The following is a 20,678-nucleotide window of genomic DNA, read 5'->3' on the forward strand; positions in this document are numbered from 1 at the left end:
AATATCATCTAAAAATGCAAACCACCAATCATATTCTAATGATTCGCCCGGTACGTTTTGGTTTTAATGCCGAAACAGCAGTGAATAATGCCTTTCAAAACCCAAATGCGCAAGCGGAAGACACCCAGGAAAAAGCGCTGCGGGAGTTCGACAACTTTGTTGATGTTTTAACTGAAAACGGAGTGGACGTTACCGTAGTTGAAGACACGGATACCCCACATACTCCCGATTCTATTTTTCCTAATAACTGGATCTCTTTTCATAACGACGGTACCATTTGTTTATACCCGATGCAGGCCGAAAACCGCCGGTTGGAACGCAGAACTGATATTCCTGAATTATTAAAAGTAAAAGGATTTGAGGTTAGAAGAACTATAGACTTTAGTCATTATGAATCAGATCAACTGTTTTTAGAAGGAACAGGAAGCATGGTACTCGATCGCGTTGATAAGGTGGCTTACGCTTGTTTATCTCCACGGACTGAAATAAGTGTGCTGGAAGATTTCTGCAAACAACTAGGCTACGAATATGTTGCTTTTGACGCTATTGATAAATCAGGAAAAGCTATCTATCACACCAACGTAATGATGTGCATAGGAACCGGTTATGCAGTGGTTTGTTTAAACTCTATTCCGGATGATGATGAACGTGAAATGGTGGCCAATTCATTGAATGCTTCGGGAAAAGAGATCATTGAAATAACGCTTGAACAGATGAATGAATTTGCCGGTAATATGCTCGAACTTAAAAACGAAGCCGGTGAAAGTCTCTTGGTAATGTCGGAGCAAGCTTACAAATCATTGGCTGCATCACAAATTGAAAAATTGAGCAGATACAGCAAGATTGTTTATGCTCCAATTGACACAATTGAAGCCAACGGAGGAGGCAGTGCAAGATGTATGATAGCCGAAGTTCATTTAGCTCTGTAAAACCAAGCAGTTTTTGAATTCTTTTTGAGAAATTTACTTTTTCTATTTAACGCATCTAACTATACTGAATTACAGTTAAATACAAATTTTAATTTTTGATAAAAAAGTCAGTTTTTTTTGAAAATGTCCCGAAGTAAAAAAAAACTGACTTTTACTTAATTTTTTTACTTCAAAAATTACATTTTTGCAAAAAATTAAAATAGATGCAAAGCTACCAGGAATTTCTTGACTTAAGTGTTGGTTTTCCCCAAGACGGATTTGACGTTATTGAGGATGAACTATTCTTCAATGATATCAACCTTATGGAACTAATTGAAACGTATGGCACTCCCTTGCGCTTTACGTACGTTCCGTTAATTTCAAAGAAAATTCAACAAGCCAAACTATTATTTCAAAAGGCGATCATTAACAATAATTACAGAGGTAAATATATTTATTGCTACTGTACTAAGAGTTCGCACTTCCGCCATGTGGTTGAGGAAGCCCTCAAAAATGACATTCACCTTGAAACTTCTTCGGCATTTGACATGCCAATGATTGATTCTTTGGAAAAAAGAGGTATAGTTAGCAAAGATGTTTATGTAATCTGTAACGGCTATAAAACATCGCAGTACAAACAATATATCTGCGATATGATCCATGATGGTTTCAAAAACATCATGCCAGTACTAGATAACAAAGAAGAGTTTTTCTTTTACGATGATGAGTTGGAAGAAGAATGTAACCTGGGTATCCGTATTGCCACTGAGGAGCAGCCGGACTCGCAGTTTTATACTAGCCGCTTAGGTATTCGTGCCGAAGATGTAATTGACTTTTATCACCAACGTGTAGAGAAGAACCCGAATTTTAACATTAAAATGTTGCATTTCTTCATCAACTCTGGTATTCAGGATTCTCCGTATTACTGGAACGAATTAGAGAAGCACGTTACTTTATACTGTAAGTTCAAAAAGATAAACCCTGCCCTTACCATGTTAGATATTGGCGGTGGTTTTCCATTTAAAGATTCATTGGTATTTGATTTTGATTACGAATACATGACCAATGAGATCATTAGCCGTATTAAAGAAATTTGTGCAGAGCACGAAGTTGAAGTACCGGATATTGTTACCGAATTTGGAAAATACACTGTTGCCGAAGCTTCTGGTATCATTTATAAAGTTTTAGGCCGTAAGCAACAAAATGACCGTGAGAAATGGCTAATGCTCGACGGAAGCTTTATCACTAACTTACCAGACGTTTGGGCCTTAAATCAAAAGTATATCCTTCTTCCAATTAATAACTGGGATGCTGAATATGAACGTGTGAACTTAGGGGGTATTACCTGCGACGGACAGGATTATTATAACCAGGAAGCGCATATGAACTCGGTGTATATGCCTAAAACACGTAAAGTTCAATACCTTGGTTTCTTCCATACCGGTGCCTATCAAGAGGTATTAAGTGGTTACGGAGGTATTCACCATTGTTTAATGCCTACGCCTAAGCATATTTTAATTCGTCGCAACCGTGATGAAACGTTTAACTACGAAGTATTTGGAGAAGAACAAAACTCTAAACAGGTACTCAAGTTATTAGGATACGTCCAATAGATCTCCAAGACAAATATAGAAGACCTGCAAATTTAACTTTCACTGAAACAGGAAGTTAGATTTGCAGGTTTTTTTTTATCAAATTAATCATCTTCTTTTCATAATTGCTTTCTATTTTGCGCCAAAACCAAACTCAAATTCATATAATGAAAAAATTCTTACTATTAGTTATTTGTTCTGTTTTTCTTTTTTCATGCACCAAAACTGTATATGTAGAGAAGGAATCACATCATAAAAAAGGTCCTCCTCCACATGCAAAAGCCTGGGGAGTAAAGAAAAAGCAACGTGTTTACTATTATTACTATCCTTCAACAAACGTTTATTTTGATGTAACTTTTGGCAAGTATGTATATTTTAATGCAGGTGCCTGGGTTAGGGTAAGCACATTACCTTCTACAATTATTATTACAAATCACGAGCGCGTGCGAATTGATTACACCGCGGATGATGTATATGTGTATAATTCCGATCATAAAACAAAGTATAAAAAGGTTCCTCCGGGACAGGCGAAGAAAATGAACTATGATAATGATCAGGGAGAAAATCATGACAACGGAAACAGAAGAGGCAAAGGAAAAAAGAAACATTAACAACCACTATTAAAACAGAAAAAGCCGTTCAAGAAAAACTGAACGGCTTTTTTATATAAATCAATGTAGAAAATCTTAAATAAAGCTTAAGCGCCTCGCTGCCTCACCGCCTCGTACAAAATCACACCAGCTGACACAGATACATTCAGTGAAGCAATTTCGCCAAACATTGGAATTTTGGCTCTCGAATCACAAAACTTCAAATATTCAGGCGATATACCGTCTTCTTCGGAACCCATAATTATTGCCGTTGGCCCTGTATAATCAACATCTGCAAGCAAGTTATCTGTTTTTTCAGTACAAGCAACCAATTGAACACCCGAGTCTTTCAAGTACTCCAAAGTTTCTTTCAGTTTCATTTCCCTGCAAATAGGCACCCTGAACAAAGCACCTGCAGAGGTTTTAATAGCATCTGGATTTACCTGAGCTGATCCCCTGGCTGGAACAATTACGGCATCAACGCCCATACACTCAGCGGTACGAACAATTGCTCCAAAATTTCGAACATCAGTTACCCTATCTAAAATCAAAAGCAAGGGAGTTTTACCTGCCGCATAAATCTCGGGCACGATCTGATCAGTCTTATGATAACTGATCGGTGATATAAACGCCACTGCTCCCTGGTGGTTCTTGGTAGTTAGCCGATTTAACTTTTCAATAGGAACAAATTGGAATGGTGTGTCGTACTCTCCTATCACCAAACGAAGTTCAGCATATAAATTTCCGGTTAGGCCTTTTTGTATAAAAAGACTTTCAATTTCTTTACCAGCTGTAATTGCCTCAATTACAGCGCGAATGCCAAATATCAATTCGTTACTTTCCTTTTTAGGCGTGCCAAAATCTCTCATAGAAACGCAAAACTACAAATCAATTATTTTAATCTCTGAAAATCTGTCATTTAAATTTTAAACATTTTCATATTGTCGCTTAGCCGCGATTTTACGTTTTCCACAAAAAAATAGTTATCAACATCGTTTTAAACTTACTTAAAAAGTTGATTTTTAATGAATAGGAAAAGAATTTGTTAATCGATTTTACAGTTGCCAACATTTTATGTTAATAACTACCAACCCGTATATCGCTAGTTTTCAGGTAGATTTAATACACGCGATTTGTCTGTTTATAAGTTGAAACTGAGCCTAAGCTTTAAGTAAATATATTTGTCGACTAAAATAAAAACTACCTGCTAACTAACATATGAGTTCAGATAATTTCGAAAATAACGGAAATTCAAGAGCCAGATCCGATAAACGCACTATTGCTCGCAAATCGCCACAATTAATTGGCGGTAAGTTGCAGCCACAGGCGGTTGAACTGGAAGAAGCTGTTTTAGGATCAATTATGATCGAAAAAAACGCTTTAACTTCCGTTATTGAGTTCCTTCGACCCGAAATTTTCTATAAAGATGCCCACCAAAAGATATTCAAAGCCGTAATGGACCTTTACAGCGAGTCTTCACCAGTTGATATTCTTACTGTAACCAATCAATTGCGCAAAACTGGTGATCTTGAAATGGTTGGCGGTGCATTTTTCATTACCGAGCTAACAAATCGCGTAGCTTCTGCTGCAAATATTGAATTTCACGCACGTATTGTTGCCCAAAAATACCTTCAGCGCCAATTAATTCAAATCTCAACTGAGACGGTGAATATGGCGTATGAAGATACCACTGATATTTTCGAGCTTTTAGATAAAGCTGAAAGTGGTTTATTTAAGATCACCGAAGGAAATCTACGTCGAAACGCAGAAAACATGTCGGACTTGGTAAAAAAAGCGGTTTTGGAAATTGAAAAACTGAAGGATAAAACCGATGGTTTAACAGGTGTTCCTTCAGGATTCACAGCCTTGGACCGTGTAACTTCAGGCTGGCAGAAATCCGATTTGGTAATTGTTGCAGCTCGTCCGGCAATGGGTAAAACCGCATTTATTTTAAGTGCTGTTAGAAATGCTGCTGTAGGCTTTAACTTTCCAGTGGCTGTTTTCTCGCTTGAGATGTCTTCGGTTCAGTTAGTGAATCGTTTGATTGCCGGAGAGGCAGAAATTGAAGCAGAGAAGCTTAAAAAGGGAAATCTGGCGCCTCATGAATGGCAACAGCTGCATTCAAAGGTTGGTAAACTTTCAGAAGCTCCAATTTATATTGATGATACCCCTGCATTAAACGTATTTGAATTGCGTGCAAAAGTGCGTCGTATGAAACAACAGTACGGCATAGAGATGATCGTTATCGATTACCTTCAGCTGATGCATGGTTCAGGTGATGCAAAAGGAAACCGTGAACAAGAGATTAGTGGAATTTCACGTGCACTAAAAGGTATAGCCAAGGAATTGAGTGTACCCGTTATAGCCCTATCGCAGTTGAGTCGTGCGGTGGAAACCCGTGGTGGTGATAAAAAACCAATGCTTTCCGATTTGCGTGAATCGGGTTCAATTGAGCAGGATGCCGACATGGTAATGTTCCTTTACCGACCTGAATATTATGGCTTTACACAAGACGAAAGTGGACGATCTACAGCCGGAGTTGCTGAGGTAATTATTGCCAAGCACCGTAACGGTTCCTTAGAAAATGTTCCGCTAAAGTTTGTGGGTAAATACATTAAATACCAGGATCTTGAACCAGACAACTTTGACTTCAGCGGATTCGATCCATCTAATTTAAATGCAGCAGCAGGCCTTGCTCCTTCGGCAGGTTTTGATGATGAACGTCCTCAGAACTTTATCATCCGTCCATCAAAAATGAATGAGTTTGATGAAGGCGGAGATGATTTCGCACCATTTTAATTAATCACACTTATACAAATAGAAACGGGCTATAACCATCATTATAGCCCGTTTTTTATTTATTGTTTAGGGGGAATACTTCTTACTTCTTACTTCTTACTTCTTACTTCTTACTTCTTACTTTCTAAAGAAAAAAACCTATCACCAGCCCTGTAATCATTATTAAAGCAGCCGGAATCTTAGTAAATCTCAACAAACAAAAGGTTATTACAATTACACTTACCGAAAAATAATTTACTCCAATAGGCTTTAATAAAAGGAAGAAAGCCGCCGCCACAAAACCCACCGAAACAGCATTTACTCCAGCCATTGAATTCTTAATCCTGCTTATTTTCTTAAGATCATTCCAAAATGGAACAATAAAAAGGATCAGGATCAATCCAGGGAGATTTATACCTAGAACTGCAGCCACACTACCGAGCAATTGCCCGCTAATACCCTGCTTTTTCATTGCCATTCCCCCTAAAAAAGAACTGAATGAAAAAACCGGTCCCGGAATAACCTGCTGTAAGGCATAACCTGAAAGAAACTCCTGGGTGGTAAGGTATTTTTTCAATTCTACAAACTCCGTATACATATACGGTATCAGCACCTGTCCCCCTCCAAAAATCAATGCCCCGTTGCGATAAAAATTCTCGAACAAACGAACCGGCAAACTAAAGAATGAAGTCCGGTTTATTACTCCTCCTAATAAGGCAAAAAGGATCAGGATACCGAAAAAGTAAGCGACTTTCTTCTTGTTTACATTTATCACCAGTTTTTCACCTAAATCTCGTTCTTCTTCATCCGCATTTATCCTTGATGTTACAAAGCCTCCTGTTAACACCAATACAGGAAACATAAATGGGAATACGTACGGATTCTTAAGCAATAAGGAGCAGGTAAAGGCTAGTAAAGCAAGAATACTTGTCACCTTGTTTTTAAGCACCTTTTGAGCAAAAATATAAGCCGCATACGATACAAAGCCCAGTGCCATAGGCTCAATAATTTTGAGCAGTTTAGGAATTTCAATTTTAGTTTGAAGGTGCGTAAAAAGTATAGCGGCAACAGCCATAAGAATAGCTGAAGGTAACAACCAGATAAGAAAGGTGAGAATTGCAAACCATAATCCACCTATTTTATAACCAATAGCGGTAATGGTTTGCGTAGAGGCCGGTCCAGGCAAAACCTGGCATAAAGCATTTAATTCAAGTAACTCTTCTTCAGTCAGATAATTCCTTTTTTGAACGAACTCCTTGAGCATAATAGCCACATGAGCTTGAGGTCCGCCAAAAGCCGTTAAGGTGTATTTAAACACATCTTTTAAAAAAAGAAATTGTTTTGATGTCAAACTGGTAGCAGCTAAATGAAGGGCCAAGTTAATTAATCGTCCTCGTAATCCAAACCTAGCACAGCATTAAGTACTTGTTGCAGCTCAGAGGCAGCGTGCATGTTTCCAGCTTTTCTGGCAATTAACAATCCTTTTTTGTAGGTTGCTTCTGCATCGTCTTTTCTATCGAGTTTTTCGTAAAGCTTGCCCAAATGATAATATGTGCCTACGTAATTTTCATCCGTAGTTACTAACTCAGTGAAATATTTAAGCGCTAGTTCGTTATTGTTTAATTTTAAATATTCGGTAGCAATAGCATATTTCAAAAATGAATCATTGGGTTCATTCACTAAAAACTGCTGTAACTGCTCTAATCGGGAAATTTGCATTTTGAGATATAAGGCTTTTAGGTATTTTTACAAAAACTATGCAGCAAAATTAGTAAAATACAATTTGGTTTATATATTTGTATGCATGCATAACATTTTGAATTCTATCAATTAATCAATTATATATTATGAAAGTTCTAGTTTGTATAAGTAATGTTCCAGACACCACCACAAAAATAGCTTTTACCGATAACAATACCCAATTCAATGCTGTAGGAGTACAATACATCATTAATCCTTATGATGAAATTGCCTTGGCTCGTGCCATTGAATTATGTGAAGGAGGAAAAGGGACCGTTACTGTAATAAATGTAGGTGACGCGTCTACTGAACCAACCATTCGTAAAGCGTTAGCTATTGGAGCAGATGATGCTATTCGTGTGAATGCAGCTCCACGAGATGCCTACTTTGTTGCTAAACAAATTGCCAATACAGCCAAAGACGGAGGATATGATTTTATATTAACCGGACGTGAATCGATTGATTATAACGGTTCACAGGTTGCTGCCATGGTGGGCGAATTTTTATCGATCCCATCGGTTTCGATCATTAAAAAATTAGACCTTAATGGAACATCAGCAACCCTGGAACGAGAAATTGAAGGAGGAAAAGAGGTTGTTGAAACTCCGCTTCCGTTTATTGCCAGTTGTGCCGAAGGTGTTGCAGAACCAAAAATTCCGAATATGCGCGGAATTATGTCGGCCCGTACTAAGCCTCTAGCAATTGTTGAACCTGTGGAAATTACTAAAGTTGCCGAGGTGAAATCATATGAAACCCCTGCTCCTCGTGGTCAGGTTAAATTGATTGACGCAGGTGATGTATCTAAATTGGTGGACGCCTTACATTCAGAAGCCAAAGTAATTTAACTTTCAGTAAACGAGCCTAAAGAGAAAAGCCACCTATATTCGCCTTTCTCCAATGAAAATCTAAAACCTAATTAAAACCATGTCAGTATTAGTATATGTTGAAAATGCCGAAGGCAAATTCAAAAAATCAACCTTCGAAGTAGTATCATACGCAAAAGAAATAGCAAAGCAATTAGGCACCTCATTAACTGCATTATCAATTGGCAATGTTGCTGATAGCGCTTTGGCCGAACTGGGTAAATATGGCGCACAAAAAGTTCTTTCAGTAAGTAACGACAAGCTTAAAAGCTTTGTTAACCAGGCTTATGCTTCAATAATTTCATCGGCTGCAAAAGCGGAAGGATCAAAAATTATTGTGTTGGCAGCAAGCTTTTCGGGAAAAGGTTTGGCTCCGCGTATTGCGGTTAAGCTGGAAGCCGGTTTAGTGGATGGCGCAGTTGAATTGCCAGAGCTTACTGGCGGTAAGTTTATCGTTAAGAAGAATGCTTTTTCAGGTAAAGCTTTTGCTCATGTTGAGTTAACTTCCGAAGTTAAAATCATCTCTTTGGTTCCTAATTCATATAAAGTGGTTGAACATCCGGAAACGGCAACTGTTACTGCATTTGAATCAACTGCTGCTGAAAGTGATTTCGGAGTAATGATCAAGGATATTGTTAGAGCATCAGACAAGATCTCTTTACCTGATGCGGAACTTGTTGTTTCGGCTGGTCGTGGCTTAAAAGGTCCGGAAAACTGGGCTATGGTTGAAGAATTGGCTAATTTATTAGGAGCCGCTACAGCCTGCTCTAAGCCTGTGTCTGATGCCGGCTGGAGACCCCATTCAGAACACGTTGGTCAAACAGGTATTACCGTTAGCCCCAACCTTTATATTGCCATTGGCATTTCAGGAGCCATTCAACATTTAGCAGGAGTAAGCTCATCGAAAGTAATTGTGGTTATCAATAAAGACCCTGAAGCTCCGTTCTTTAAGGTAGCTGATTATGGAATTGTTGGCGATGCTTTTGAAGTGGTTCCTCAATTGATCGAAGCCATTAAAAAATTTAAAGAAGTGGCTTAAAACAATTTATTCCCTGATTTCGATTCTAAATCCTATATTAGCATGTCGTTTGGTTAACAAAGCCAAACGACATTTTTTACTAATAATGAAGAAGATAAAACTTGACATAGTAGGATTATCATACAGCCAAACTCAATCGGGTGCCTATGCATTGGTAATGGGTGAGGTAAACGGACGCCGACGACTTCCGATCATTATTGGTGGTTTCGAAGCTCAGGCAATTGCTATTGAGATTGAGAAAATGACCCCTACCCGACCCCTTACTCATGACCTGTTCAAATCATTTGCTCAGGCTTTTAGTATTCAAATTCAGGAGGTTATTGTTTACAATCTGGTAGATGGAATTTTCTACGCAAAACTTATTTGTTTTGATGGAAAAAAGACGCTTGAAGTAGATGCAAGAACCTCGGACGCCATAGCCTTGGCTGTTCGTTTTAATTGCCCAATTTATACCTACGAATTTATTTTATCACAGGCAGGCATCCTTATCGAAGGTAATGAATTTGTCTTCCTAGAAAATGTAGAAAACAAAGAGGAAATAGCTCCGGTTCCTTTAAGTGGCGTAAGCAGTTACGCTTCTTTATCTGACGACGATCTTAAAGTTCAACTGAAGGCAGCTCTGGAAGAAGAGGCCTATGAAAAAGCTGCAAAGATCAGAGACGAATTAAGCAGAAGAAAATCATCTTAATTTCTAAATACCTTATTGTAGTCGATTTGAATACATAATCAATCTATGGATAGATTTACCGGTTTTATAGGCATTGCTCTTATTTTAGGCATTGCCTTTTTAGTATCTAATAATCGACGAAAAATAAATTACCGGGTAGTTTTAAGCGGTCTTTTTCTACAAATCATCATCGCCATCTTAGTTTTCAAAGTCCCCTTTGTTCGTGAGTTTTTTGAAGTCATTGGTCATGGAATGGGTCAAATTGAGCATTTTGCCTTTCAAGGCGCCTCCTTTGTTTATGGAGGTTTAGGTGTTGATAAAGGAGATGGAACAATTGGCAACTATGTTTCAGGCGGGTTTGTTTTTGCGTTTAATGTAACAGCCACCATAATTTTAGTTTGTGCCCTGGTTGCAGTATTCTATCATTTCGGCATTATGCAACGTATAGTTTCAATTATTGCTCGGGCGATGAATCTTATTATGCGTGTGAGCGGAACTGAAGCGCTAAGTAATGTAGCCAGTGCATTTGTTGGTCAGGTGGAAGCACAGGTAATGATCAGGCCTTACTTAAAATCAATGACCAAAAGTGAATTACTGGCAAGCATGAGTGGCAGTTTAGCCTGTATTGCCGGAGGAATTTTGGTAGTGTATGTCAAAATGGGTTCACAAGCAGGAATGGATTTGGCTCCTAAATTAATAACGGCCAGTTTAATGGCAGCTCCAGGTGCATTGGTTATTTCTAAGATCGTATTTCCTGAAGTAGAAGAAAGTCAAACCCTTGGCCAGGTAAAATTGGAAGTAAAAAGCAGTTATTCAAATGTGATTGATGCCATTTCCCATGGTTCGGCTGATGGTTTTAAAATTGCCATGAATGTAATTGCCATGTTAATCGGCTTTATAGCGATCATCGCTTTGTTTGATTCAATATTGCTATGGATCGGGCATTTGTACGATCCTGCTTTAAACCTCAGCCTAAACTATATTTTTAGCCAACTATTTTATCCTTTTGCCTATGCTATGGGTGTTCCTGCCGTGGATGTGAAAAATGTGGCTACTTTGTTAGGGCAAAAATTAACGGTAAATGAATTCGTTGCCTTTTTAAACCTAACCAACAAAAGTGTTCCTATTGTTACAGAAAAAGGATTATTGATCGTAAGTATCGCAATTTGTGGCTTTGCAAACTTCAGCAGCGTCGGAATGCAAATTGGAGGCATTGGAGCATTAGTCCCTGAAAGACGCGCAGACTTAGCCAAACTAGGATTAAAAGCCTTGTTATGCGGAACCTTAGCATCCTATCTTTCGGCTACAATTGCAGGTATATTAATGTAATTAACTATTTTTAAATAATAGTTAATAAAGCCGAAGCAAATTGTTTCGGCTTTATTATTTTTATCATAATACAGAAAGGACTCAACAACACTATGAGTAAACACTATAGAAAAGAAACAGATTGCTTAAACTGTGGATCAACTATAACTGGAAAGTTTTGTTCGAATTGCGGACAGGAGAATTTAGAGACACATGAAAACTTTTGGCACTTTTTATCTCACAATCTCGGTCACTATTTCCATGTTGATTCAAAGTTTTTTAAAAGTATTGTTCCCTTGCTTACTAAACCCGGTTATTTAACCAATGAATACAGTGCCGGACGAAGGGCAAGTCATTTTCCGGCTGCCAGCATGTATCTTTTTGTAAGTTTGATCTATTTCATCTTATTCTTTAAACAACAAAGTTTTATTAGTGTGGAACCAGATAAGGTTCAAAAAAGTAAAACTGAAGTAAGTGATACCACCAAGGTTTTGGGTATCGATATCGTCAACAAAAAAAATTCCTCAAATAAAGCTAAGGTTGACTCATCTGATATAGAAAACTACTTCCAGGGAAAGAAAAATTATACAGTTGAGAAATATGAAAAGGAGCAAATGGCTTTAAAACCTTCTGAAAAAGATAATTTTGTTGAACATTTTATTAATAAAAGATTAATCAAAGTATTTAATGGACGCGAATCACAGGAGCACTTTGTGGATACCTTTGTCCATAATATTCCTAAAATGATGTTCCTTTTATTACCATTATTCGCAGTTGGTCTGCGTTTATTCTTTTATCAATCTAAGCAATTTTATGTTGAGCACCTGGTGCATTCTCTTCATTTACATACCTTCATATTTTTTCTTTTTTCAAGCTATATTCTATTAAGCTTTTTACCATTATCGCATGCAGTTACCGATTGGTTGATACTAATAGTAATGCTCATTTCTTTATGGTATATCTATAGATCACTCCGGACAGTATACAAACAAGGACGAGCGAGAACACTCATAAAAATGTTCTTTCTATATGTTTTTTATGTGATATCATTAACAATAAGCCTGGGTTTAATGGCGCTTATCACTTTCGCAATAGTTTAACTTATAGCATTTAAAAGCAAAAGGCTCCGGAATATGTATTTCGGAGCCTTTTGGTGCAAATATTTATCTTAACTATCTTTTTTCAAGTGGAATATACTCACGGGTAGTACTACCAACATATACCTGGCGTGGACGACCAATTGGCTCTTTATTCTCACGCATTTCTTTCCATTGTGCCACCCATCCTGGTAAACGACCTAATGCGAACAATACGGTAAACATATCGGTAGGGAAACCTAATGCGCGGTAAATGATACCTGAGTAAAAGTCAACGTTTGGATACAACTTACGCTCAATGAAGTATTCATCATGCAAAGCAACTTCTTCCAGTTTTTTAGCAATATCTAATACCGGATCCTGGATCCCTAATTTATTTAATACATTATCACAAGCCTCTTTAATGATTTTGGCACGAGGGTCGAAGTTTTTGTAAACACGGTGACCAAAACCCATTAAACGGAATGAATCATTTTTATCTTTTGCTTTAGCAACCCATTTATCAACGTCACCACCGTCTTTCTTGATCAGTTCAAGCATTTCAATTACAGCCTGGTTTGCACCACCATGAAGTGGACCCCATAAAGCAGCAACCCCGGCAGAAATAGAAGCAAATAAATTACAGTCAGAAGAACCTACGATACGAACAGTTGAAGTTGAACAGTTTTGCTCATGATCAGCATGAAGGATCAATAATTTGTTCATCGCATCAACAATAACCGGATCCAAATCATATTCCTCCGTACGGTGACCAAATGTCATGTACAGGTAATTTGAAACATAATCAAATTTATTTTTAGGATACATTACCGGATGACCGATCGCTTTTTTATAGATCCATGAAACAATCGTTGGCATTTTAGCGAACATGCGAATAATGTTCAGCTCCACTTCTTCCGGAGTTTGATTTGGATGCAATGATTCTGGATAAAATGCAGAAAGACAACATACCAATGAAGCTAGCTGTCCCATTGGGTGAGTTTTTGACGGATAACCATCAAAAAACTTCAGCATGTCTTCGTGAACAAGTGTATGACGAGATACTCTGAATTGAAAATCAGTTAGCTGAGTTTGAGTAGGCAGTTCACCGTAAATCAACAAATAAGCAACTTCAATAAATGATGATTTTGCGGCAAGTTCTTCGATAGGATAACCACGATAGCGTAAAATACCTTCTTCACCGTCTAAAAATGTAATTGCACTTTTAGTTGCTCCTGTATTTTTATAACCTGAATCTAAGGTAATGAATGTGCTAAGATCTCTTAATTTAGCAATATCAACGGCTTTTTCATTTTCCGTACCGGTAATAATCGGGAGCTGGTACGTATTGTCTCCTAATTTGAGTTCTGCTACTTCTGACATAACTTTTGTGAAAATCTATTTGATAGTTAGGGGCCATAAACCACCCGATATAATAGATTTACATGATCAATTTTGAACGGGTTTTTTATGGAAGCCCAAATTTAATTAAATAAGAGAGATTTAAAAATAAATGTACTTTTCTTTAGAATTTTTTTAAAAAAAAGCAGTATTTAAGCTAATTCTATGTCAATTTTAAAATGTAACCACTTTATACCCACAGGTAAACTGCTCATTTTGAAGCAACGAGCGAATTCCTTCCTTATTTTTAAACTGCTGATCACTTTCTTTATTATCAGCAATTCCCTCCCATGGTTCCAAACAAACAAAATCGGCATTAGTTTTTGCCCAAATTCCAAAGAATGGAAAATTATTGAATAAAAAATCCAAACCATGCACCGATTTTTCACATTTAATACTAATTCTATCCGACTGTAAACCTTTAAATACTAAGGCATCTTCATTAAATAGTTCATAAGTCAGTGGCAATTTATCTTCTTGCTCTAAAACTTTACGATAAGGCTTTCCAATTAGCCCTTCATTTACCTCCCATCTTTCGATATTCTCAGTTTTATTTAACGCCAAGTAGTAATCGTTATATTTAGTATCAGCAGTTAGTGGAATTTTAAATGCAGGATGAAACCCAATTGAAAAATAAAGGGTTTTCGTATCCAGGTTGGTTGTGCGGGTCTCAACTTCCAATACTTTTTCATTCAAACGATAGATGATATCCAATTTAAATTGAAAGGGAAATTTCTCTAAGGTAGCTGGCGAGCTTTGAAGGGTAAGAACGCATTCATTAACTGTCGAACTCGACAATTCAAAATCCATATCCCTGGCAAAACCATGCTGGTTCATTGAGTATGATTTATCATCAATGAAACAAGTATTGTTCTTTAGTTTACCTACAATTGGAAATAAAATCGGCGCATGCTTAGGCCAGGCTTCACCTGCCTGCCATAAATACTCTATTTGAGTCTCTTTATTGAAAATGCTACACAATTCAGCACCTTTAGTTTTTATCTTAATGGAAAGGAAATTATTCTCCAGTTGGTACATATTTTTAAAATCAGAAATTAAAATAGATAGAATAAAAAAGGTTTGAGTAAAGCTCAAACCTTTATGTTAACTAATCACCGTCCAACAAATTACCCAAGCCACCTAAAATGCTTCCCTCTTCCCTACGCGGCCCTGTTGCCAACGAAAGGATTCTGCCAGCCAAACGTGAGATTGGTAATGATTGAATCCAAACTTTTCCCGGTCCTCGTAATGTGGCAAAGAACAAACCTTCCCCTCCAAACAAAGAGTTTTTAATTCCTCCTACAAACTGAATATCATAATCAACTGAACTGGTGAAAGCAACAATACAACCTGTATCAACTTTTAATACTTCGCCTGGATTCAATTCACGTTCAACCACCATACCTCCGGCGTGCACAAAAGCTAAACCATCACCCTCCAGTTTCTCCATAATAAAACCCTCTCCACCAAATAAACCTGTACCCAACTTCTTTTGAAATTCAATCCCTATAGAAACACCTTTTGCTGCACACAGAAAAGCATCCTTTTGGCAAATTAAACGGCCTCCCAGGCTGCTTAAATCCATTGGGATAATACGACCCGGATAAGGAGAAGCAAAGGTTACATGTTTCTTACTTTGCCCTAAATTGGTAAAGGCTGTCATAAACAAACTTTCACCGGTTAATAAACGCTTCCCTGCTGAAAATAACTTGCCCATTAAACCGGAAGTTTGCTGGCTTCCATCACCAAAAATGGTTTCCATTTGTATTTCCTGATCCATCATCATAAAACTGCCAGCTTCGGCAACAACGGTTTCTTGTGGATCGAGTTCAATTTCTACACATTGCAGTTCTTCGCCATAAATGCGAAAATCGATTTCGTGATTGCTTTTCATTAGATTATTCTTGTTAATAATGATGATTTGAATTTTAACCGATTATTGAATTAAACATGATTTGACCTTACAATTTCAATTTTTCTCTTCAAATTTACCCGATAAAAATACCATAACTTATCTGAACAGTAATTTAAAAAACGTAAAAATTTAATGGCTGAAAAATGGATTAGGATTGACTCCATTGAATGGATAAAAACCGATGTTGCGCAAAACTATTCAATTGGAATCTCAATCATTAACGGAAGAAAAGTATGTATAGTAAAAACCGGCGAGGAGTTACATGCGGTTCAAAATAGCTGTCCACATGCCGGAGGAAACCTTAGCCACGGTTGGATGGAAGAGAACATGCTTATTTGTCCTATTCATCGTCATAAATACAATTTATTAACAGGAAGAGGTGCTGAGCAGCAGGGAGATTGCCTTAAAACTTACGAACTAAAGCAAACAGACGAAGGTGTTTTTATAAAGTTTACCCGGTCATTTTTAAACCCATTTAACTGGTTTAAATAACTAATTGAAATAATATAGCAGTTTCAGCGAACCATATTTGGTTGGAACAATGGCCTCCCGGGTTTCTTTAGTCCGATAATTATAGGAAAAATTAAGGCCCCACCGATTTTGGGAGAACATGAACCCTATTTGTTGATTAAAGACGAGCGGTGATGGTGTTTTTAAAATTTCTTCAGGATCGTTATGCGTCTCAAACAAACTACCTTCTATTGTAGCGTCATAAGCTACATAATTAAGTTTAGGTATGACATAAAATGACCATTCACAATTTCGCTCCTTTTCATCTACCTGCGTTCCGTTTGAAACTCGGGCATCATAAACATTGCTATTAAACATTTTTTCGAGGGCACCAATTCTTATAACGGCACTAGCCTCTGCCCCATTGAAAAAAGTACCAATTCGGGCTTCAGTACCTGCCGAAATATCAAAAAAACGCTTTCCGCTACGATTGCTTAATAACATTTTTTGGTAAACCACCTTTAGGTTTACACCCACTGAATTTTGGATCTGGTGATTCCAACCAATTGGATGATAATAGCCAAATTTATCGTGTGTCCAGCTTTGTAATTCTTGAACATTTGTAGAAGGTCCTATGAAACCTATGGAACCCGAAAGCTTCAAAGCCGATTCATTTTTGTAATAACTATCCCAACTGCCGGTAAGCGAAATATAACCCGCATATGGGCGGTCAATAAGAGATTCGCGATAGTATTTTCTTTGAGATGTATAAGGCATGAATATTTCATGCCCAAGTTCAAATCCGTATATTTTCTTAGCCACTGAAGCTTTCGATTTATGTAAATCAGCATCTATGGCTTTTCGAAACGAAAGAAACATTCCATTCGAATAATAACGGTCTGAATTGGTAAAAGCATAAGAATCGTTATCTGTTTGTCCACTCATCTGAAACTTAAAATCTTTCTTCAATTGAGCATACACTGATAGCGGAAATATCAGTATAAAAAGAGAAAAAACAAGCTTGCCGATTGAATTAAACATGGTGCAAAGATGGTAGAATTTTTTTTTACCGCAATGGATTAAATCATTGAAACAAAAAAAGCGTTGAATAATATTCAACGCTAATTTCTTTAAATTCAGGCAGAGAGCTATTATTTAAATCAGGCAGAAGTGGGATGTGAGATTAGAATAGTTAGTAAAAAATTCTTAGCCTAAAATGACAATACTTTACAGCAAAAAGCTACGTATTACTACTTATAAATTTACGTACAACTACGTATATTTAACTCGTACTTATACTGTGTAACTTATTTGAATGAATGTTTTAATTTGATAATTCTAATTACGAACACTATAAACTATTTACCATGTCACCCAAAAAAAACAAAGTTACTATTGCCGAAGCAAAAGAATTGATCAAACGCTATCGCAATAATTCCCAGAAACATGTAAAAGGAGTTAAGCTTCTAAATTCTGTTGATTTTGACCTTGAGTCAGTAAAAGATATATTAAATACCGGTGATTGTAAAGGCGTAAGAGCTTATTTTACAGAGAACGAAGAAAATCAGGTACAATTGATTTTAGTAGGATATGATGGAAATAATGCAGATATTTTACCTTCATCAACAACCGAATCATCTACTGCGCAAACAATGAAAATAGCTTCAGCATCAGGAGGAACAACTAGCCCTATAAGAACCTGTCCTCCAACCTGCACTGGTCCGACCTCACCACTTGAACAATAGTATTTACTAATTGAATGAAATTATCTGCTGATGATACTAATTCGATTTGCTTGGGAATAGCCCTAATTATGGGGTTATTTAAGTATTCAAAAGTAGAAAATTCATACAAACCATTTCTTTACTATATCGCGGTTTGCTTTTTAACCGATATGGTAAGCATTGTTCTTATAAATCTCTATCAAAATAACTTAATTGCTGTTAACATCACTTTATTGTTGGAGTTTATTCTTATAAGCTACCAATTTAAATGCTGGGGTTTATTTAACAGAAAACCTACATTATTTTACATACTTAACAGCATAGTTGGTTTGAGTTTTATAACGGAGGTAATTAGAAATGGCAGTTTATGGACGTTATATTCTTATACAAGAGGAGTTTATTCTTTTTTAATTGTGATTTTAAGTATTCAACAATTAAACCAACTCTTATTTAAAGAGGGGAAAGGACTGTTTTTAGACTCTAAATTCATCATTTGCAACTCATTAATAATCAATTACACATTACTTTTATTAGTTGGAGTATTTATTAATTTTAACTTTTCAGCAAGCTTATCTTTTTATCAAAAGATTTTATTGCTTCATACTCCAATTAATGCTTTTGTAAATGTACTTTTTGCATATGCAATCTTTAAGATGCCTGAACGTAAAAAGTTTCTTTCGATTGATAAATAGTTTATCGCCTAACAAATTGTGGTTTTGATACAAATATTTATTTTTTGGAAATTTATTTACCTATTAATTAATTGTTTTTTCATGGAAAAAGCTTTTTTTATTGCTCCTTCTTTTAACCAAAAGCAACAAAGACAAACTGTTGATTTAGCAGCTTACAACAATTGTTTCATAGAAGTTTTTAATCCGAGGAGTATTATATTTTTAAGTGAATCATTTTTTTTGTACACTTTTAACATTTTTTTTGTGAATTTTAAATGTGAAACAAGTAATAATTTTTATTTAAGCTTTATAGACTACAAACATCTGTTTAAACGTTTATTAGTTTAGTATTTACGCTTGCAACGTGGATTTAGTTTGTAAAATGAAATTTTTATCAATTGAAAAATAACCTGAGGTATAAAATAAGGAAAGATTAAAAAAATACTTTTAATTGTCATTTTATATCTTAGCTTTACAATCACTGTTTAACTTACAATATTATTTATGGAAAAATTCAAACACCTAAAAGAACTAATTGCTGCGGCAGAAGAAGATGCAACAAAATTTTATGACAAAGCGAATGGTGCAGCCGGTACTCGCTTAAGAAAAGCGATGATGGATATCAAAAATGCAGCACAAGAAATTCGTAATTCTGTAACTGAATTAAAGAATAAAGAAAAATAGAAAAAGGCCCTTAGAGGGCCTTTTTTATTTAATAGTTATAGTAACAAAATATCAATGCGGTGGGCATGCACCATTTGTAATTCATTAGACCAGGTAAAAATGGTAAAGCGCCCATCCTGTGAGGCTACAAGCGCCAAAGCATCTTGTTGATCGTAAACAAATTGTGCGGCCGCTAAATGTCTTGTTCCTCCAATTTGTGAAGGATGTATCATTTGTGCGGTTCCACCTATTACGGGCTCAGTGGCGATAACCTCATTAACAGGGAAACTATGTTCTGACCTGGAAACCTTAGCTCCAAAAGCCAGCAGCTCATACTTGTCATTTAAAATAGTGGCCCCGTCTACCGCAGTAAACCCTCCTACCACCTCAATCATCCTTTTTAAAGATTCCTGCCAATGCGTCTCGATTCGTACTGAGCTATCCTCCTGCATTAATTCGCTAATCCCTTTAAATGCCGGTTCAGAGGGATAATTTATTGGGTGCACAATTGATTTGCGCCAATCAATCGTTTTTTCAGGTACTACTAAAACCAGTCCTCCCCTTTTGTGTGCTCTCATGCTGGCAGCGAGCTCAATTAACACATTAACCGAATCATTTTGAAATCGCGGCAAAGGCATTACCATTAATGAGTTTAAGATGGCTGGGCAATCATTCAAACTAAGGCTTTCTTCATCAACTAACTTAATATCGTCACCTTTCAAGACTGCTACGTTCACAAATTTCCCGAAACCATCAATTCTTTTGTGTTTAACCACCATTAAGCCTGGCTCAATTACTTCAAGAACAAAGCATAAAGTCGACAGGTTAAGAATGGTTCCCCAGATAAATAGCTCATTCTTATCAAACCAAACACCCAGGTGAATATTGGGACCAGCCAATGCCGGTGCCAGCTTGGTAATATTCTTAGGTGTTAACCTTATTGCATGCTCAAATACTAAAGGGCTAACAACGTGATCTGGAGGAAGCAAAGCAATAGAGAATTTAGGAGGAATGCCTTCTTCATGACGCAGACTAGCCCAGAATGATGTATCTATTACTGCTTCAACAATTTGAGCTTTAGGAAGAATGGCTGTATTGACTACTTCATTCAGATCTAAGTTTTCAATATGTGCTATAAAATGTCTTTCAATAGAGGGAGCAACAATTCGGGATGCAAGATAACTTGGTTCGGATATCATTATTGGTATAAGCTAAGGCTATTTCAATTCTAAAATACAGTATTAATTTTATTTAATTCCGAACAAGCAAGGCGAAATAAAGTTTGAGTCACTC

Annotated in this window: 21 protein-coding genes; 13 read left to right on the forward strand and 8 right to left on the reverse strand. The window is 36.7% G+C overall.

From position 1 onward, the window contains the following. Positions 1 to 14 precede the first annotated feature (14 nt). The 3 genes from ctlX (at position 15) to C3K47_RS06595 (ending at position 3,111) form a co-directional block, all read left to right on the forward strand. Positions 15 to 929, forward strand: a complete 915-nt coding sequence (gene ctlX, locus C3K47_RS06585; protein WP_103788331.1) for a citrulline utilization hydrolase CtlX — start codon at positions 15 to 17, stop codon at positions 927 to 929. 203 nt (positions 930 to 1,132) lie between these two features. Further along, on the forward strand, positions 1,133 to 2,521 hold the full coding sequence (locus tag C3K47_RS06590; RefSeq protein ID WP_103788332.1) for a type III PLP-dependent enzyme domain-containing protein: 1,389 nt from the start codon (positions 1,133 to 1,135) through the stop codon (positions 2,519 to 2,521). Positions 2,522 to 2,667: 146 nt separating this feature from the next. Then, a complete protein-coding gene (locus C3K47_RS06595) occupies positions 2,668 to 3,111 on the forward strand; it encodes a hypothetical protein (RefSeq protein WP_103788333.1) in 444 nt (147 codons plus the stop codon). Positions 3,112 to 3,197: 86 nt separating this feature from the next. On the opposite strand, the gene rlmB is transcribed toward C3K47_RS06595, so the two are convergent. Continuing rightward, entirely contained in the window at positions 3,198 to 3,959 is a 762-nt protein-coding gene (gene rlmB / locus C3K47_RS06600; protein ID WP_103788334.1) for a 23S rRNA (guanosine(2251)-2'-O)-methyltransferase RlmB, read from the reverse strand. 349 nt (positions 3,960 to 4,308) lie between these two features. On the opposite strand from rlmB, the gene dnaB reads away from it, so the two are divergent. Then, the gene (gene dnaB, locus C3K47_RS06605) at positions 4,309 to 5,889 is read left to right on the forward strand and encodes a replicative DNA helicase (protein ID WP_103788335.1); all 1,581 of its coding nucleotides are present in this window, start codon (positions 4,309 to 4,311) and stop codon (positions 5,887 to 5,889) included. A 124-nt stretch (positions 5,890 to 6,013) separates the two neighbouring features. Here dnaB and chrA read toward each other — a convergent pair whose 3' ends face one another. Together chrA and C3K47_RS06615 are read right to left on the reverse strand one after the other, a co-directional pair. After that, a complete protein-coding gene (gene chrA / locus C3K47_RS06610) occupies positions 6,014 to 7,219 on the reverse strand; it encodes a chromate efflux transporter (RefSeq protein ID WP_103788504.1) in 1,206 nt (401 codons plus the stop codon). A gap of 32 nt (positions 7,220 to 7,251) precedes the next feature. Beyond that, the gene (locus tag C3K47_RS06615; protein WP_103788336.1) at positions 7,252 to 7,587 is read right to left on the reverse strand and encodes a hypothetical protein; all 336 of its coding nucleotides are present in this window, start codon (positions 7,585 to 7,587) and stop codon (positions 7,252 to 7,254) included. Between the two features lie 128 nt (positions 7,588 to 7,715). On the opposite strand from C3K47_RS06615, the gene C3K47_RS06620 reads away from it, so the two are divergent. The 5 genes from C3K47_RS06620 (at position 7,716) to C3K47_RS06640 (ending at position 12,585) form a co-directional block, all read left to right on the forward strand. Further along, positions 7,716 to 8,453: an electron transfer flavoprotein subunit beta/FixA family protein gene (locus C3K47_RS06620; RefSeq protein ID WP_103788337.1), complete on the forward strand. Its 738-nt coding sequence runs from the start codon at positions 7,716 to 7,718 to the stop codon at positions 8,451 to 8,453. 79 nt (positions 8,454 to 8,532) lie between these two features. Further along, positions 8,533 to 9,510 (forward strand): electron transfer flavoprotein subunit alpha/FixB family protein, encoded by a 978-nt coding sequence (locus C3K47_RS06625; RefSeq protein WP_103788338.1) that lies wholly within the window; start codon positions 8,533 to 8,535, stop codon positions 9,508 to 9,510. An 85-nt stretch (positions 9,511 to 9,595) separates the two neighbouring features. Further along, positions 9,596 to 10,198, forward strand: coding sequence for a bifunctional nuclease family protein (locus tag C3K47_RS06630; protein ID WP_103788339.1), 603 nt, complete (start codon positions 9,596 to 9,598; stop codon positions 10,196 to 10,198). 45 nt (positions 10,199 to 10,243) lie between these two features. Then, positions 10,244 to 11,506: a NupC/NupG family nucleoside CNT transporter gene (locus C3K47_RS06635; RefSeq protein WP_103788340.1), complete on the forward strand. Its 1,263-nt coding sequence runs from the start codon at positions 10,244 to 10,246 to the stop codon at positions 11,504 to 11,506. Between the two features lie 92 nt (positions 11,507 to 11,598). Beyond that, on the forward strand, positions 11,599 to 12,585 hold the full coding sequence (locus tag C3K47_RS06640; protein ID WP_103788341.1) for a DUF3667 domain-containing protein: 987 nt from the start codon (positions 11,599 to 11,601) through the stop codon (positions 12,583 to 12,585). Positions 12,586 to 12,657: 72 nt separating this feature from the next. Here the strand turns inward: C3K47_RS06640 and C3K47_RS06645 are convergent, their stop codons facing one another. The 3 genes from C3K47_RS06645 to C3K47_RS06655 form a co-directional block, all read right to left on the reverse strand. Continuing rightward, complete coding sequence (locus C3K47_RS06645; protein ID WP_103788342.1) at positions 12,658 to 13,944, reverse strand: citrate synthase; 1,287 nt, start codon at positions 13,942 to 13,944, stop codon at positions 12,658 to 12,660. Positions 13,945 to 14,136: 192 nt separating this feature from the next. Continuing rightward, complete coding sequence (locus tag C3K47_RS06650; RefSeq protein WP_103788343.1) at positions 14,137 to 15,000, reverse strand: aldose 1-epimerase family protein; 864 nt, start codon at positions 14,998 to 15,000, stop codon at positions 14,137 to 14,139. 70 nt (positions 15,001 to 15,070) lie between these two features. Next, entirely contained in the window at positions 15,071 to 15,856 is a 786-nt protein-coding gene (locus C3K47_RS06655) for a TIGR00266 family protein (protein ID WP_103788344.1), read from the reverse strand. 153 nt (positions 15,857 to 16,009) lie between these two features. Between C3K47_RS06655 and C3K47_RS06660 the strand changes: the two genes are divergently transcribed. Then, a complete protein-coding gene (locus tag C3K47_RS06660) occupies positions 16,010 to 16,369 on the forward strand; it encodes a Rieske (2Fe-2S) protein (RefSeq protein WP_103788345.1) in 360 nt (119 codons plus the stop codon). On the opposite strand, the gene C3K47_RS06665 is transcribed toward C3K47_RS06660, so the two are convergent. Then, positions 16,370 to 17,368: a lipid A deacylase LpxR family protein gene (locus C3K47_RS06665; protein WP_103788346.1), complete on the reverse strand. Its 999-nt coding sequence runs from the start codon at positions 17,366 to 17,368 to the stop codon at positions 16,370 to 16,372. A 326-nt stretch (positions 17,369 to 17,694) separates the two neighbouring features. Here C3K47_RS06665 and C3K47_RS06670 point away from each other — a divergent pair, with 326 nt between their 5' ends. The 3 genes from C3K47_RS06670 (at position 17,695) to C3K47_RS06685 (ending at position 19,406) form a co-directional block, all read left to right on the forward strand. Continuing rightward, complete coding sequence (locus tag C3K47_RS06670) at positions 17,695 to 18,072, forward strand: hypothetical protein (protein ID WP_103788347.1); 378 nt, start codon at positions 17,695 to 17,697, stop codon at positions 18,070 to 18,072. A 14-nt stretch (positions 18,073 to 18,086) separates the two neighbouring features. Further along, complete coding sequence (locus C3K47_RS06675) at positions 18,087 to 18,743, forward strand: hypothetical protein (RefSeq protein WP_103788348.1); 657 nt, start codon at positions 18,087 to 18,089, stop codon at positions 18,741 to 18,743. A gap of 483 nt (positions 18,744 to 19,226) precedes the next feature. Further along, a complete protein-coding gene (locus C3K47_RS06685; RefSeq protein ID WP_103788350.1) occupies positions 19,227 to 19,406 on the forward strand; it encodes a histone H1 in 180 nt (59 codons plus the stop codon). A gap of 35 nt (positions 19,407 to 19,441) precedes the next feature. On the opposite strand, the gene C3K47_RS06690 is transcribed toward C3K47_RS06685, so the two are convergent. Next, the gene (locus tag C3K47_RS06690) at positions 19,442 to 20,584 is read right to left on the reverse strand and encodes a putative sensor domain DACNV-containing protein (RefSeq protein WP_103788351.1); all 1,143 of its coding nucleotides are present in this window, start codon (positions 20,582 to 20,584) and stop codon (positions 19,442 to 19,444) included. Between the last annotated feature and the right edge of the window lie 94 nt (positions 20,585 to 20,678).

Origin of the sequence: Solitalea longa (genome assembly GCF_002920915.1) — a bacterium.
In the GTDB taxonomy this organism is placed as follows: Bacteria; Bacteroidota; Bacteroidia; order Sphingobacteriales; family Sphingobacteriaceae; genus Solitalea; species Solitalea longa.